Source organism: Micromonospora sp. CA-248089 (genome assembly GCF_050948515.1).
Lineage (GTDB): Bacteria > Actinomycetota > Actinomycetes > Mycobacteriales > Micromonosporaceae > Micromonospora.
Genome location: NZ_CP192016.1, coordinates 1,879,358 through 1,893,498 on the forward strand (window position 1 = coordinate 1,879,358; position 14,141 = coordinate 1,893,498).

Here is a 14,141-nt window from a genome sequence, read left to right on the forward strand (position 1 = left end):
CCGCTCGGCTGGGGTTTAGGCCTGGGTGAGGGCGGTGACGGCGGCGTCGGCGATCGCCGCGATGGCCTCGGCCGGGTCGGTGACGGTCAGGGTGGTGGCGTGGGTGAAGGTGTGCCCCCAGATCTGGTCCGGGTCGGCTGGTTCGCCGTCGGTGGGCGGGTCGGCGGGGTGTAGCCACAGCACGGCGCAGCCGGCGCGGTGCAGGGTGGTGACGAGTTGTTGGCCGGCGGGGATGTCGTCGAGGTAGCCGTCGGAGACGACGGCGAGCATCCGCAGGGTGCGGCCGTGGCGCAGGTCGAGGAGTTGGTCGGCGACCTTGACCGCTTCCGGGAAGGTGGTGGTGGCGAGGCCGGTGCGCATGTGCATCACCTGCCTGGGGTAGGTGCGTGGGGGTACCAGGATGGTGGTGCGGTCGCCGAACCCGATGGTGGTGGTTGTCGCGTCGGCGCGGCGTGCCGCGTTGGCGAAGATCCACGCTGCCGACGACATCGCCTGCGTGTAGCGGGCCATCGACCCGGACAGGTCGACCAGGATCGCCAGGTGGAGGCGGGGTTTCTCGGGCGGCAGTTGGGCGCGTTGCTGCCACGGGGCGGCGGTCGGCATTTGTCCGGCGGCGGTTTGCGCGTCGGCGGTGATGGCGTGGCGGGTCCGGAGCCGACCGGGTGGGATCGGCGAGGGGCGCCGGCCGGGTTCGGGGTGGCGGGTGCGGGCCTGCCGCAGCTGGTTGGCGAGGTCGCGGGCCGCGCGGTGTTCCTGCTCGGTCGGGTCGGTGCGGTTCCACGCTGTTGGTGGGCTGTGCCGGTGGGCGAGCAGCGCCGTCGCGTACTCGGCCGGGGTGACGCCGGCGGCGACGGCGAGGTAGTCGACGAGGGCCGCGGCGAGGCGGCCGGGGAACAGGCCGGCGTCCGGTACGGGGGTGTCGTACTGCTGGTTGGGGTCGATGCTGAGGACCTGACACCACCGGCGGGCCAGGCAGATCATGGTGTCGGCATCGGTGTCGTCGCAGGTGTGGGCCTCCCGCCAGATGTCCCGCAGCTGCCGCAGGCGCTTGCGTCCAAGGACGCCGGTGACCGCGGCCCGAACGGGACGAACGTCCTTGCTGGTGACGATGCGGGCGTCGACGCGGGCCAGGAGCAGCGCGGCGAGCTGTCCGGCGTGCCACGCGTCGTCGACGGCCGCGCCGTTCGGGTCGAGGAGGGTTGTCACGACGTGGCGCAGCCACCGGCGGTCGCCGCGGCGGCGAGCGCGTTGGCGTCCTTCGGCCCGGGATTCCTCCAGCAGGTCCGCCACGGTGGCGAGGATCGGCGGGGTGCCGGGCGGGGCGGTCCAGCGGCTGTGCGCGGCATGCGCGGCGCCGTGCACGAGCAGCCCGTAGCCGGTGGGCACGAGCCGCTTGTGCCGGGCCTTGACCGGGTCGGTGACATCAGGGCTGTCGGCGATGTAGGTGGCGTCGACCTCGATCCGGTTCAGGTCGGGGTAGAAGCATTCGGGCGCGTCCCCGGCGGCGCCGGGAGCGACGAGGACGGTGAGGTCGGTACGGCCGGTCAACAGCGGAACATGCTGGGTCCACGCCTGCGACCAGGCCCGCCAATCGGCGGCACCGGCCGGCGGCGGCGGTGTGCCGGGGCGCAGGTGAGTGTGCGGGTGGGACACGAAAAGGGCTCCTTCCAGAAAAGGGGGCGGTTAGCGCTTGCCGAGGGCAAGCGCGGTGATGGGCGTGCCGGTGTGCCGGGCCAGGGCGGCGGTGACGTCGTCGCGGGCGTCCTCCGGGGCGATGCCGGCCAGGTTCGCCAGGGCGGCGCTCATACCCAACTGGTCGCGGACTGTGACGAAGCCGAGCAGTTCACGCAGCTGCGGCGCCCACACGGTCTTGCCGGCGGCGAGGTCGGCGTTGAGGTCCATCGCCGCGGCCACGACCGGCCTGGGGACGCCGAGCTGGCGGGCGAGGTCCCAGTCGGTGGTGACGTGCAGGTGAACGGTGAACCGGGAGGCCAGGGCCTCAGTGAGGACCGCGCCGTGCACGCCCGGGTTGTGACCGGCGACGATGTAGAACCCGTCAACGGCCTGCACGGTTTCGTTGCCGTGCGCGGGGATGGTGACGATGCCGCGGCCGTCCATGGCCGGATACAGCACGGCCAGGACGCGGGGCGGGATGAGGGTGGCGTCGTCGACCAGCAGCACCCGTCCCTCCCGCATCGCCATGACCAAAGGTCCGTGGACGAACTCGTAGCCGCCGCCGGGGATCGGGTTGTAGGAGCCCAGGAAGTCGTCGACGACGGTGTCGCCAGTACCGGCGACGGTCAGCAGATCGGGAAACGCCGCCTCAACCATCGCGGTCTTCCCGGTACCGGGCGGCCCGTACAGCAGCACCGGCACCTGCTGGGCGCGCAGCCGCCGCAGTTCCTCGACGTCCCAGCCTTTGCCGAGCCGCCGCGGGTGGTACAGCGTCCCGTTCGGTCGCGGCACCGGCGCGGGCCGGGACTGCCGGCCACCAGCGCTGCCGCTGGAGCGGGTGCGGGGCGCGGCGGACGGGAGGGCGCCGGCGGCGTCGATGCCGTCCTGAGTGATCTGGAACCGGTGGTGCGGGTCGCGGTGGTGGGTGGCGTGCCCGGCGGCGGCCATCTTCTTCAGCGCCTCGAACACCGCCCCGGACGACGGCGCGCCGATCGCCCGGGTGATCTCACCGACCTTGAGAACCTGGTCGGGGTGATCGGCCAGATGCAGGGCGACCTTGCGGTAGAGGTAGCCGGACCGGCCGGAGCCCGCCCCGGTGGGGGGAGTGGCGGCGCTGCTGGTCGGGGCCGGGTCGTTTTGCGGTGAACCGGCCGGCGGGACAGGCGGGTGTGGTGTGGTCATGGGATTGCCTCGATTCGGGGTAGGTCCCGCGCACCCGTCTCCGGGTGCGCGGGCGGTGGGTACCGCACAGCGGAGACGAGTGGGGTCAACCCCTGCCGGCCCTCATCGGGGCCGGGCAGGTCGGCGACCACACCCCTGGTGCTGAAGGGTTACGGCGACACGTCAGGTCGCCGCTGGTACGTGCTGGTCGGTGTCGAGGCCGCGCGGGCGGTGTCGGCGCCGACGATGGAACCTCCGCCAGGCCAATCGATCAAGTCGAATGTGTGCGCGGGTGCGGGAGCGCCGGCTGACTACGTGTGCACCGTGGCAGCGGGAGGTGGTGCTGGCGGCGGGGTCGTGGTCAGTCGGCGCAGCCCCGTTCGCAGCCCTGCGGATCGCACTGCTGTCCCTCCGCCATCCGGGCCAGAGCCAGCCCGTCGCCCCCGTCGCCCCCGTCGAGATCATCGTGGAACGGCCAGCCGAACCCGCCGGCGAACGCCGTGACCTTGGGCGCCCCGTACATCGGGTAGCCGGCGTGCTCCATCGCCGCCACGACGTCGTCGCGGCCGAGGAGCCAGGCGAGTTCACTCAGCTTGTCCACCGACCGGCTCGCCGAGCTGCCGCGGTGGTCGCGGATCTTCCCGATAGCCAATCGCAGGTAGTCCCGGGCATGGGTCTCGTGGTCGACCCGCCGGGTCCACTCGCCCGGCTGACGAGGGGCGATGACCTGGCGGGCGTGGTCCAGGTCGAGTGCCTCCACGAGCACCTCCTCCCGGAAGCCGAAGATGTCCCCGCGGTTGGCCCGCAGAGCCCAGACCCGGGTGACGATCTCCTCTTGGGTACGGATGGTCACTGGTTTCCTTCCTGTCGGCCCACCCGTCGAGGTAGGGCATCGGTGGGCATGCCGGCCTATGCGTTGTCGGTGTCGGGCAGGTCGCCGACGATCCGGTCGCAGACGTACGGATCGACGGCCTCCCAGCACCAGCTGCGGCCCATCACCACGTACCGGCCGTCCCCGTCCGCGAAGATGCGATCGATGGCGTCCGGGTCGCCGGACAGGGCACGCTGGTCGGCGACGAGGACGTCGCCGTCGAAGGACAGACCGGCCAACGCTTCGTCGACCCGCCGGTCCAGGTCGCCGGCCGGCACACCCTGCTCACGCAGCCTGTCGCGATACCGGTCGCGGTGGCGCTGCTGGTCGGCGACGATCGCCTCCGCCACGTCGCGGGTGCAGGCGAACACCGCCCACCCGTTCCAGTAATCGATCAGGGTGCCGACGAACCCGACCTCGACCCGGTCGTCGCCGTCGGGGCCGGTGGTGCGCGCCCAGTCGCCGGCGAACACACCGACACCGCCGATCCGGACCCGGTCGGGGTGCAGGTGGGACACATCCGTGCCGGTGGGGCTGGCCGCGAGATGACACAGTTCCGCGACGCGGTCGGTGACGGCGATGTCGTAGGCGTCGCGGTAGACGGCCATCGCCTCGTCGCGCTGCGGGATGCGCAGCCCGAACCAGCCCGCGCTGTCGCCGGTGGCGTCGGCAAACAGCCCCCACCCGGCGATGTCCACCGACTCTCCGACCGAGGAGAAGCGGGGCAGAGCGTCGAGGACGGCAGGATCGCCGTCGTCGATGCCGACCAGGATCCGGCGCGCGGCCAGGCGGGCATCACCGCCGACCCGGGCACCGATGGTGTCCTGCGCCCACCACTCGGCGGCGGTGCGTCCGGCCTCGGCGCCGGCGGCGCGCATCCGTTGCAGCGCGGCGGCCCATCCGGTGGCTACGGCGACCGGGTCACCGGTCGGCGGCGGGGTGGTGGTGGCCGGTGCGATGCGATCGCCGGCGTCGAGGCACATCGCCAGCGTCGAGCCGCTGTCCCAGATGACCTCCACGAGGTTCTGCCGCTGGTCGTGGCGGCGGACAGTCCCGGTGTCACCGGGCCGCAGCCGGGTGTGCGGGTCGTAGGTGTGGACCAGGGCGACACGCTGCCCGGCCTCGTAGCTGGTCATGGCAGTTGCCGATCGGTCGACGGGGCCGGTGGAAGGGCCGCCGTCATCGGTGGCCGCTGACGGCGGGCGGTCGGTGCTCATCGGGTCTCGCCCGCCGTGTCGCCCGTGGTGGGGTTCTGCGGTGGCCAGGGCTTGCGGGTGACGTGATCGCCGAACATCGGGTCGCTGGCGACCGAGGAACCGCAGCGGGCGCAACTGGTGACGGTGTCGTAGCCGTAGCCGGCCATCGACGGCACCTCGACGTGGTCGATCTCGTCGACCGCGCCGCAGACGGTGCACACCGTCATCTCCGGACCGCCCCCCGCCGTCGGCGGGCGCGATGACGAACAGGTCCTCGACCGGGTCAAGGTGGTGCGCGCTGGCCGCAGCCAACGGCCGTGGACCGTCGCCTCGTACACCACCAGCCGCCGCTGGTCGAGGTGCAGCAGATACAGCCACTCCAGGGCCCCGCCGACGTCCTCGCGCAGCGCGCCCCGCCGAACGGTGGCGTCCTCGGTGACGACCGGGTAGCCCAGCCCGGGCACGGGCGGCTGCCGGTCCCAGCGCCGGGGCTTGGGGTTGACGGCGAGGGACCACCAGTCGTGGGCCAGCAGCGCGGCGGCCATGGCGCCGGTGTCACGGCCGAACGTGTCGGTCCAGATCCGGCGCAACAGCGGAACCAGAACCTCCGGACTCTCACCGAACTGGATCAAGCGGGCGGTGTAGCTGCCGCGGAACGCGGCGACACCGATGAGCGTGGGTGTACTCACGGGCTATTCCTCCTCAGAGATGTGTGGGTTGGGGTGGTCGGCGGTCGTCCCGGTGGGACGACCGGCGAACTTGGGTGGCATGGATCGGCCGGTATTACTCACGGCCCTCGTGCGGGAGACGGCGATACTCATTTCCGGCGGCATTTCTCCCACCGGACTGCACCGGTGGGCAGGAGTCGGCGGCTCAGGCGGCCATGTCGGTGGCCGGTATTACCGTGCGTGGATGGCTGCACGAATCGACGACGTTGGTGACATCGCGACCGCACTGCGGGGTACCGCTTTGCAGGGCCATCCCGTGGAGGAAGGGCCCGGTCACACCTTCGTGGTGGAGGAGGTCGATCCTGGCCGGCTACTCGATGCCTGGCAGGCAGCTCATGCGGCCATGCCTATTACCGGCCGCTGGCCGGTGTTCACGTTGCCGGGCGCCCTCGGCCACGAACCGGATGCCGATGAGCTCGCCGACCTGGACCAGGTGGTTCAGACGCTGGATCCGTGGTCGGTGTATCGGCGATACCGCAGCGATGACGTCCAAGACCAGGGAGATGTTGAACGCTATGTCCAGACGTTTCTGGGTCACGACATGCTCACCAAGGCCATCGAAGAGCTGACCCCACCCACCACGTCGGCAGCTCTACAGCGGTGGACCTACGACACCCTCATCGCCGATGGGCAGCTCGCCTCCCGAGCCTTCAGCGGGTCCGAGTACCTCGTCGGCACCGCCCGATGGCACACCCCGCCGCAAGTGCAGCTGGTGCTGCTGCCCACGACGTCGCAGTGGCTGGCCCCCGCCTGGGTGCCCTACTTCGGAGCCGACCGCGACAATGGCATCCCCGCATTGGCAGCAGCGATCTGGCAGTGGGAACAGCGGTGGGGCGCCGCCCTGATCGCCGCCTGGGGAACCATGCTGCAGTTCACCGCGCAACGCCGGCCGCAGCCCGGACCGCCGGCATGGAAGCTCGCTGGGGAGCAGTTAGCCGTCGGTGGCAGCTTGCAGTGCGAACAATGGCAGCTCGCGATCGCCCTCACCCGAGGCGACGCATGGTTCCTGCACGACCGCCCCTGAATCACGTCGATCGCCCGAGCGGGGCGTTCTGAGCGGCCATGAAGGGCACCGGGTCGGTCGCACCGTTCGGGCTGGCGTCGCCGTGGCGGTGCACCTCGTAATGCAGGTGCGGGCCGGAGCTGTGGCCAGTGGAGCCGACAACTCCGATGGGCTGCCCGGCGGCGACCGGCTGCCCGACCGTCACCATCGGCGGCTGGTCCATGTGGCAGTAGCGGGTGAGCAGCCCACCGGGATGGTCGATGTCGACGTACCAGCCGCAGCCGCGCGCGAGAACGGGGTCGCCGTCGCGGTCGCAGCCCCATCCGGCGCCGGTGTCGGCGTGGACGGCGTTGCAGCGGACGGCGCGGATGGTCCCGGCGGAGGCGGCGCGGATGATGGTGCCGCGCGGGGCGCTGAGGTCGACGCCGTCGTGGCCCGGTCGATCGCCGCTGCGGAATCCGGATCCGACAGGGGCGAGGACGGGCTGCGTCCAGGGGCCAGTGGTCCCGCACCCGACCAGGCCGCCGGTGTCGGCGATCGTAGTAACCAACTGGGTGGCCGCTCCTTCCCGTTTCGCGTAGGCATCGGGGAAGGCGCTGATCTGCACAGCCTGGGCGGCCTCGGTCAGCGGCATCGCCTGCCAGCCGTCGACGGCCTGCAGCCTCTGGTAGAACGTCGTCGCCGCGTACCGCGGGTCGTGCAGTTGCTCCGGGGTGCCCCAGCCCTGGGAGGGCCGCTGTTGAAACAGGCCGACCGAATCGCGGTCCCCACCCCGGAGGTTGATCAGCGAGGACTCCTGCATCGCGGTGGCCACGGCGATGACCCAGCCGCGGGGCGGGACGCCGAGGCGCATGCCGACGGTGGTGATGGTGGCGGCGTTGCCGACCTGCTCGGCGTTCCAGTCACCGATCGGACCGATCCCACCCAAAGCGGGGCCGTGGGCGGCCGACGAGGCGGTGGCCGTGATGCTGGTAGTCGGCCCACACGCGCCCGCCCCGCCGCCCCCGCCGAGGATGAGGGTGGTGACCAGCCCGGAGCACAGCAGCAGGACACCGGTGACCGCGAGGGCGATCCCGGACAGCACGCGGGCGGTCATGACTGGACTCCTTCGAGGCAGGGCCGGCAGCAGGCCGGCGGGATGCGGAGACGGTGAAGGCCACGCGAGCCTGTGGAGAAACGTCGCGCGGCCTTCTGCCGGAGGGTGGTCAGCGGGCGAGGACGGCGACCTTCTCGCCGTGCAGCAAGGGCGCCCCGTCAGGGCCTTTGATGTGGGCGTTGATCCAGATGCGGTAGGGGTTGCCGTCGCGGTCGATGAGGCGTCGCCAGTGGCCGCGGACGACGAACCGCACCCGGTAGTGCCACTTGGGTTCCCCGTCGGCCGGTTCGGCGAGAGGGCTGGTGCGGCGCAGCATGACCACACGGGTGTCGTGGCGGATGCTGGCCCGCACAGCGCGGCGCCGCGCGGCACGGTCCAGGGGGGCGGCGGCGACGGTCGCGAGGGGTTGGGCCTGGATGCGCCAGAAGGCATAGGCGACAGCGGCGCAGGCCCGCATCGCGGTCGTGGTCTCGTCGATACAGAACCGGCCGTCGGGCGCCGGTTCCCAGTCGCGGTCGTCCCCGTCGAGGACCGGCAGGTCGGGGCGGGGGTCAACGGGCTGGCCGATGGGGATCTCGGTGAAGTCGGTCAGCACGTAGGGGCCGAACTGTCGGGCGAGGTCGGGCCGGTCAGCGAGCTGCGCACGACGGCGCACCGCCGCCGGGTCGTGCGCGTCGTGGTGGTCGGCCCAGCCGGCGATGGCCCAGAAGGACCGGCCGCTGTGGGTGTTGGTGGTGCGGGCCCAGGTGATTGCCCCGATCGAGGACACCTCACCGCTGAGGCCGCGGTGGTAGATCGGTTCGGGAAGGAACAGCACCCCGCCGTCGTCGGGGGCGATGTCGGCGGGAAGCACCTCGCCGGTCAGGTCGAGGGCCGCCGCGGCGGCGGCGATGATCGCGGTCATCGCGGGGGCGATGACGTACGGCTCGCCGAATCGCCACGGGTTGGCGGTGATGGCACGGACCGCGGTGAGGACCTTCGCCATGCTCGCTGGGCTGGGGCTGGGGTGGTCGGCGAGACGGCTGCCGAAGAACGCCTGCAGGTACTGCGCCGCGAGCGGGCTGCGGTGGTAGTCGACCATGCGGGTGCGGAGGTCGACGGCGGTGCGGGCGTAGCCGGCGAGTGTGTCGTTCGGTAGGAAGTTCACGGTTTGCCTCCAGGGTGTGTGCTCAGGCGGCCGACGCCGCCACTGGTGGGCGCCGGTCCAGCCGTGATTCCGGCGGCACCGCGCCCGGTACGAGTGCGGGCCGCATCACAGGTGCCGGCGGATGGGCCGGGGTGAACCAGCCGGTCAAGCGACGCGGCATGGCGGGAACCGGGGCGCGCCCGCGTGCGGTCGCGGCCGGACCCGGCGATGGCGGCGGGGCGAGGGTGGCGGCGCGGCGGGCGCGTTGTTCGGCGCGCCGGGCGGTGCGCAGCGCCCAGCAAGGACCCTGCTGTCCGCGGCACTGCAGGTTCGTACAGGCACCGTCGAGCCCGGGTTGGTGGGCGGCGGCGACGTCGACCGCGAGCGCCCACAGAAGCCTGTCGGTGACGTCCACCGGTAGCGAGGTGCGGTCGCTGGGACGCCGGCTGCGGTCCTCGGGGTGTGCGGGGTGTGCCATGGCGGGTGGCCCTTCGGTCGGCGGATCGCGGGCATGCATGGTCGCCGCCTGACCCGCGCCAGGGCCCTTGGAAATGCTGACGTCCGGACGACAGACGACGACCAGCGCTGATCGACGCTCATCTCTTGACCGAGGCCAAGTCGTGCTGGACGGGGTGAGAGGTCACCGGCCCTCACAGCAGCGAGGGGTCACCGCCCAGGTGGTCTGCGCGCAATCACGGCGCACGCGGGTGGGGTCGACGGTGGTGAGCAGCGGCCGGGAGACGGCTGGCCGTTGCTGTCGCCGAGCGGGTCGATGAAGGCGCGATGGATGCCGTCGTCGGGCGTCATCGGTGTCGGCGGTTGAGTTCCGGAGCAGAGCCGGATACGCCGGACGTGCAGCGGTCGAGGCGCGAAGCCTTGCCGGCGGTGGCGACGGCCGGCCACCGGCCCAGGTTTGCTACTCGCTGGCAACCGGCCGCTGTGGGCCGGTGACCGGAACGTGCAGGAACGTGCGGCTAGAGCTGTAAATGCTGTGAACAAGGGCCATTGCCACGACCGCGTACACGAGGCGGTGCCGTAGCCCACATCGCCCCTCGTTGGTGCATCATGCTGTCTCATGTTCGTGGATCAGCGGCGTTTTTCCTTCCTGGCCGATCTTCGGGCACAGTGGGAGGTCATCCGGGACAAGTGCCTTGCTCTGCCGCGAGAGACCTATCAGCCGTGGGTGCAACGCGAGATGTACGGCCGGGGCTGGAGCGTGTACGGCCTCGTCGCCTTCGGGAAACGCATCGAGGAAGCGCTCGACGCGTGCCCGCACACTGCCTCCGCGTTGACGAAGGTCCCTCACCTGACGACCGCTGGGTTTTCTCGAATGGCTCCTGGTACCCACATCAAGCCCCACCAGGGATGGGTGACGACCGTCTACCGCGCCCACCTCGGGCTGGTCGTGCCAGAGGACTGCGCGCTGCGCGTGGGCGACGAGACCCGGCAATGGAGCGAGGGCGAGAGCTTTGTCTTCGACGACACCGTCATGCACGAGGCGTGGAACTACGGCTCCAGCGACCGCGTCGTGCTTCTGTTCGACTTCGCCCGTCCCGGCTACGAGGACATGCCGCAAGACGAATTGCCGGCTTCGGTGGCAGGCTTCGTGCGGCGCGGCGGATGAGCGAGACAGGCCGGCCCAGCTCCGCGGCCCTGCTTCATCCTGCCGGTTCGAGGAACCCGACCGCATACGAGGCCACTACAACACCTGAGGACGTCACGCTACGCGCAGCGCCCTACGCGGTAGACCCAGATGCCGTATCGTTGGCTGTCCGGACCAGGACTACCTTGCCTCGATGACGTTCAACTTCGGTATCCCCGGCTACCAGCCAGACTGGCGCCACGGAATATCCGACATCGCCAGCCGTCACGCCCAGCGACTACAGGGCCTCGTGGGCCGCAGGTTGACGTCCACCTGGGTGGTCTGGGATGACGACGACGATTCGTGGTTCGCCGACTGCCCGATGGTGCTCGACTTCGATGAGGAACGCCTGGAGATCAACCATCAGAAGTCTGACGACATCTCGATCACCTGGTGCACGATCGACGTGACCCGGGCGCCGCAATGGCCGACATCGGATGGCTTTCGCCTGCGGTGGCGCGACGATGCTCCCGCGTCGTTGGCTGCTCGACACGGGCAGCGCCTGACGGCGATGGAGCTCCTGGAGTACGTCGGGGGCGACTTGGCGGACGGCAGCGTGGCCCTGGGTCTGCGATTCGCCGATGGCTGGCTGGCGATTTACAACGCCCTGGACGAGAACGGGATCGAGGTCGGCGAGATCTCCCCGCAGTACCGCCGACACCGTCCGAGCTGAGCGCGACTCCGAACTCGACGGCAAGGTGGTCAAAGGCATAAGCGTGCGAGTTCATGACACGGGTTGAAGCTGAACGAGGACCATCCAGTTGTCACCATCGGCGCTATACGTCGCACGGACCCGGTATTCGCCCGGGCAGAGATCGATCACGAGGTGGTTGTCGGGCTCCAACTCCGCCCCCGGCCACGCCGAATCGAACAGCACGACTGGCCCGTCCACCACCCAGCGGACATCGTCATCTGCGTCCCAATCCACGCCATCACGTACCGCTCGGCGGGCAGCGCTCACCAGATCGTCTTCCTCGTACGCCGCTGTCCACCGCAGGAACAGCCGTTCCGAGGACAGGTACGTCGTCATTGCCGGCTCGTCGCCCAGAACAAGCGCCTGCCGCTGACCGATGGCGACCACGCCGACGTAACCGTCGATCGCGCACGCCCGGCCGTAGTCCCCCCAGCTCTCCACGGGTCCATCCGTGCTATCAGCGCCGCTCCACAGTGACAGCGCCGATTGCGGAACGACGAGCAGCGGCCCGCCAGCCGACGAAACCCACGTGTACTGCAATGACCTACCTCCCGTCGTGATCTTGCCAGGCAACGTCGATACACGAGTGCCCGCCGAGACGCGGCAGAACGCTGTCCTCGCGCACGTCGTCGGCGGGCGACCCCCTTCGGTGTCCGTGAGCGGTTAGCGGCGACGCAGGTCCCGCGGGCGGGAACCCGGCGGCGGTCCGGTGCGGCTGTCGGTGGCGGTGGCGCCATGGACTCCGGCACCGGATTGTTTGGCTTGATACATGGCGGTGTCGGCCTGGTGCAGCAGGGCCCGCGGGCTGACGCCGAGGGCGGCGCTGGTATGCCCGACGCTGGCGCGCAGAGTCAGCGTGTGCGCGCCGAGGTCGACGGAATGGCGGCCGACCGCCCGCCAGGCGGCGCGGGCGGCGGCAGCAACGTCGTCGGGGCCGCCGTCGACCAGCAGGGCGAACTCGTCGCCGGACAGGCGCGCGGCGAGGCGCACCGGCCCTCGCAGGGCGGCCAGCCGCCGGCCGACCTCGGTGAGGACGTCGTTGCCGGCCTCGTGGCCGAAGGTGTCGTTGACGGCTTTGAAGCCGTCGAGGTCGAGCAGGACGAGCCCGAACGGGGCATCGGCGCGTGTGGCGCGGGTGAGGGCGGCGAGCAGAGCCCGCCGATTCGGTAGGCCGGTGGTGTCGTCGTGGCCGGCGGCGTAGCGGGCGCGGGCCAGCACCTGCTGCTGGCGCCACAGCAGCGCTGCGGCGAGGGCGAGACCGGCGAGGACTCCACCGGCGGCGGTGACGATCGAGGTCAGGATGGGAGACACTTCGGACGCTCCTTTGTATGGAAGGAGCACCGGGGGCGGGCGTGGTTCCGGGAAGTTCGACGCCCGCCTCCGGGCTACCGGCAGGGCGGGGTCGGTCAGGTGGCCGGGTCGGCGAGGGCGAACGTGGCGGGTTTCTCGGCGACCAGGACCGCTCGCCCGGTCCCGACGAGTTTCACGGCGGCGTTGTGGACCGCGCCCGCGCTGGCCTTCTTCGCGCCGGTTCCCTCGTTGGCCCGGTCGACCAGCTTGCACAGCTCGCTGACCTTGTACTGCCGGCCGGGGTTGGCCTCGAGGATGTCGAGGATCGCGCCGCGCAGGGTGCCCGACGCCCGCCGGGTAGGGGCTTGTGCCGCCGCCTCGCCCGTCGTCTGCGTGGTCGGCGGTACGGCCGGTGCCTCCGTGCTGGGTTCACCCGTGGTGCTGTCGGTGGTCGTGCCAGCAGGCAGACCATCCGGTGTGGCCGGTTCGGCGTCCGCATCGTTCGCTGCGGACGCCGAACCGATGGCCTGGCCGATGCTGTCGGCCGCGATTGGCACCTCGAGCTCGGCAGTCGAGCGGGCGTTGTCGTCGCCGTGCTCGGTGTCGGTGCCCTCGGCCTCAGCGGCCGCCTCGGCTACCGCATCGGCATCACCAGGAGCCGACGACGCCGATTCCTGGAGGGCGTTCGGCTGCCCGCCGGCGGCAACCTCAACGGCTGGCCGATCGTCGCCGTCTTTGTCGTCAGCCTCCCCAGTGCCCTGCCTGTCGTCGCCGATCGGACCGTGACCGGCGGAGGTACCGGGTGTGTCGGTGTCGCGGGTAGCGGGCTCGGCTGCGGGCTCACCGTGTCCGCCCTGTTCGGTATGCGCGCGGCCGGCGTCGGTCAGCCGCCACAGGGTGGGTCCGGTGTCGCTTCGGGTCGGCTCGGCCAGTCCCGCGCTTGCCAGGGCGCGCAGTTTCGGGGTGGTGGTGGAGTAGCCGAGGCCGGCGTCGGTGGCGATGGCAGCGGCGGTGGCCTCGCCGAGCCGGTGCAGCGCGGCGAGGACCTTCTCGACGCTGGGTGCCAGTGGCGCTGGTGCGGCCGTGTCGGTGGTCGTGCTGGTCATGGGCGCGTGGCCCCCTTTCTCCTGCCCTCGGCAGGGGTTGGTGAGTGAGGCGTGCACTGATGCACGCTTCGGATCGGGTTTTGATCAAGTCGTCTGCCCGGGATGCGGGACTCCGCGGGGCGCGTCCAGGTGTGCCGCCCGGTGATCGCCCGCCGGACGGCACGGTAGGGACAGGGGTCAGTGGGCGGCGTGGTAGGCGTCGCGCACCGCGGCGGGGATGACGCCCCCGGTTCGTGGCTGGGGCAGGTTCAGCTCCTGCCAGTTCACGGTCCACCACCAGGTGCGGATCTCCTGGCTCTGGGTGCGGCCGGTCGCGGTGTCGTCCTGCCGCCGTGGTGGCCGGGGCTGTTTCGGCAGGCGCCGACCGGCCGTGATGAACGGGCCGAACGCCGCGGCCATCCGGTCAAAGTTACCGGCGGACAGGTCGATCTCGTAGGTGACGCCGTTGAAGGCGAACTGGTAGGTGGCGACGTCGTCAGTGGAGCCGTCGAGGTCGTCGACGAGGATCGCGGTGGTCTTGGTGGCCACGAGGGCCACCTCCTTTCCTCTCGGGC

Annotated in this window: 14 protein-coding genes; 3 read left to right on the forward strand and 11 right to left on the reverse strand. The window is 71.2% G+C overall.

From position 1 onward, the window contains the following. Nucleotides 1–15: 15 nt before the first annotated feature. The 5 genes from ACQP26_RS09110 to ACQP26_RS09130 all read right to left on the reverse strand — a co-directional run bounded on the left by ACQP26_RS09110 (nucleotide 16) and on the right by ACQP26_RS09130 (nucleotide 5,591). Entirely contained in the window at nucleotides 16–1,653 is a 1,638-nt protein-coding gene (locus ACQP26_RS09110; protein WP_433495423.1) for a VWA domain-containing protein, read from the reverse strand. A gap of 30 nt (nucleotides 1,654–1,683) precedes the next feature. Next, on the reverse strand, nucleotides 1,684–2,856 hold the full coding sequence (locus ACQP26_RS09115) for an AAA family ATPase (protein ID WP_433495424.1): 1,173 nt from the start codon (nucleotides 2,854–2,856) through the stop codon (nucleotides 1,684–1,686). A gap of 340 nt (nucleotides 2,857–3,196) precedes the next feature. Beyond that, nucleotides 3,197–3,688: a hypothetical protein gene (locus ACQP26_RS09120; RefSeq protein WP_433495425.1), complete on the reverse strand. Its 492-nt coding sequence runs from the start codon at nucleotides 3,686–3,688 to the stop codon at nucleotides 3,197–3,199. 56 nt (nucleotides 3,689–3,744) lie between these two features. Beyond that, a complete protein-coding gene (locus ACQP26_RS09125; RefSeq protein WP_433495426.1) occupies nucleotides 3,745–4,842 on the reverse strand; it encodes a DUF4314 domain-containing protein in 1,098 nt (365 codons plus the stop codon). Nucleotides 4,843–4,919: 77 nt separating this feature from the next. After that, nucleotides 4,920–5,591 carry a hypothetical protein gene (locus ACQP26_RS09130; RefSeq protein ID WP_433495427.1) on the reverse strand — a complete coding sequence of 224 codons (672 nt, stop codon included), beginning with the start codon at nucleotides 5,589–5,591 and terminating at the stop codon, nucleotides 4,920–4,922. A 223-nt stretch (nucleotides 5,592–5,814) separates the two neighbouring features. Here ACQP26_RS09130 and ACQP26_RS09135 point away from each other — a divergent pair, with 223 nt between their 5' ends. After that, nucleotides 5,815–6,654: a DUF4253 domain-containing protein gene (locus tag ACQP26_RS09135; protein WP_433495428.1), complete on the forward strand. Its 840-nt coding sequence runs from the start codon at nucleotides 5,815–5,817 to the stop codon at nucleotides 6,652–6,654. A gap of 1 nt (nucleotide 6,655) precedes the next feature. On the opposite strand, the gene ACQP26_RS09140 is transcribed toward ACQP26_RS09135, so the two are convergent. Together ACQP26_RS09140 and ACQP26_RS09145 are read right to left on the reverse strand one after the other, a co-directional pair. Next, a complete protein-coding gene (locus tag ACQP26_RS09140) occupies nucleotides 6,656–7,729 on the reverse strand; it encodes a M23 family metallopeptidase (RefSeq protein WP_433495429.1) in 1,074 nt (357 codons plus the stop codon). 109 nt (nucleotides 7,730–7,838) lie between these two features. Beyond that, nucleotides 7,839–8,876, reverse strand: coding sequence for a hypothetical protein (locus ACQP26_RS09145; RefSeq protein ID WP_433495430.1), 1,038 nt, complete (start codon nucleotides 8,874–8,876; stop codon nucleotides 7,839–7,841). 1,054 nt (nucleotides 8,877–9,930) lie between these two features. On the opposite strand from ACQP26_RS09145, the gene ACQP26_RS09150 reads away from it, so the two are divergent. Then, nucleotides 9,931–10,479: an aspartyl/asparaginyl beta-hydroxylase domain-containing protein gene (locus ACQP26_RS09150; protein WP_433495431.1), complete on the forward strand. Its 549-nt coding sequence runs from the start codon at nucleotides 9,931–9,933 to the stop codon at nucleotides 10,477–10,479. 172 nt (nucleotides 10,480–10,651) lie between these two features. After that, a complete protein-coding gene (locus ACQP26_RS09155; RefSeq protein WP_433495432.1) occupies nucleotides 10,652–11,170 on the forward strand; it encodes a hypothetical protein in 519 nt (172 codons plus the stop codon). A 51-nt stretch (nucleotides 11,171–11,221) separates the two neighbouring features. Here the strand turns inward: ACQP26_RS09155 and ACQP26_RS09160 are convergent, their stop codons facing one another. From ACQP26_RS09160 to ACQP26_RS09175, 4 genes are all read right to left on the reverse strand, one after another. Then, a complete protein-coding gene (locus tag ACQP26_RS09160) occupies nucleotides 11,222–11,731 on the reverse strand; it encodes an immunity 21 family protein (protein WP_433495433.1) in 510 nt (169 codons plus the stop codon). A 123-nt stretch (nucleotides 11,732–11,854) separates the two neighbouring features. Further along, nucleotides 11,855–12,502: a GGDEF domain-containing protein gene (locus ACQP26_RS09165; protein WP_433495434.1), complete on the reverse strand. Its 648-nt coding sequence runs from the start codon at nucleotides 12,500–12,502 to the stop codon at nucleotides 11,855–11,857. A 95-nt stretch (nucleotides 12,503–12,597) separates the two neighbouring features. Beyond that, a complete protein-coding gene (locus tag ACQP26_RS09170; protein WP_433495435.1) occupies nucleotides 12,598–13,587 on the reverse strand; it encodes a MarR family transcriptional regulator in 990 nt (329 codons plus the stop codon). Nucleotides 13,588–13,764: 177 nt separating this feature from the next. Further along, on the reverse strand, nucleotides 13,765–14,115 hold the full coding sequence (locus ACQP26_RS09175; protein WP_128136192.1) for a histone-like nucleoid-structuring protein Lsr2: 351 nt from the start codon (nucleotides 14,113–14,115) through the stop codon (nucleotides 13,765–13,767). Nucleotides 14,116–14,141 lie beyond the last annotated feature (26 nt).

Excerpts from the sequence above, each read along its gene's own strand:
- ACQP26_RS09115 (WP_433495424.1), bottom strand. The coding sequence starts at position 2,856 with ATGACCACACCACACCCGCCTGTCCCGCCGGCCGGTTCACCGCAAAAC.
- ACQP26_RS09125 (WP_433495426.1), bottom strand. The coding sequence starts at position 4,842 with ATGACCAGCTACGAGGCCGGGCAGCGTGTCGCCCTGGTCCACACCTAC.
- ACQP26_RS09135 (WP_433495428.1), top strand. The coding sequence starts at position 5,815 with ATGGCTGCACGAATCGACGACGTTGGTGACATCGCGACCGCACTGCGG.
- ACQP26_RS09140 (WP_433495429.1), bottom strand. The coding sequence starts at position 7,729 with ATGACCGCCCGCGTGCTGTCCGGGATCGCCCTCGCGGTCACCGGTGTC.
- ACQP26_RS09150 (WP_433495431.1), top strand. The coding sequence starts at position 9,931 with ATGTTCGTGGATCAGCGGCGTTTTTCCTTCCTGGCCGATCTTCGGGCA.
- ACQP26_RS09155 (WP_433495432.1), top strand. The coding sequence starts at position 10,652 with ATGACGTTCAACTTCGGTATCCCCGGCTACCAGCCAGACTGGCGCCAC.
- ACQP26_RS09170 (WP_433495435.1), bottom strand. The coding sequence starts at position 13,587 with ATGACCAGCACGACCACCGACACGGCCGCACCAGCGCCACTGGCACCC.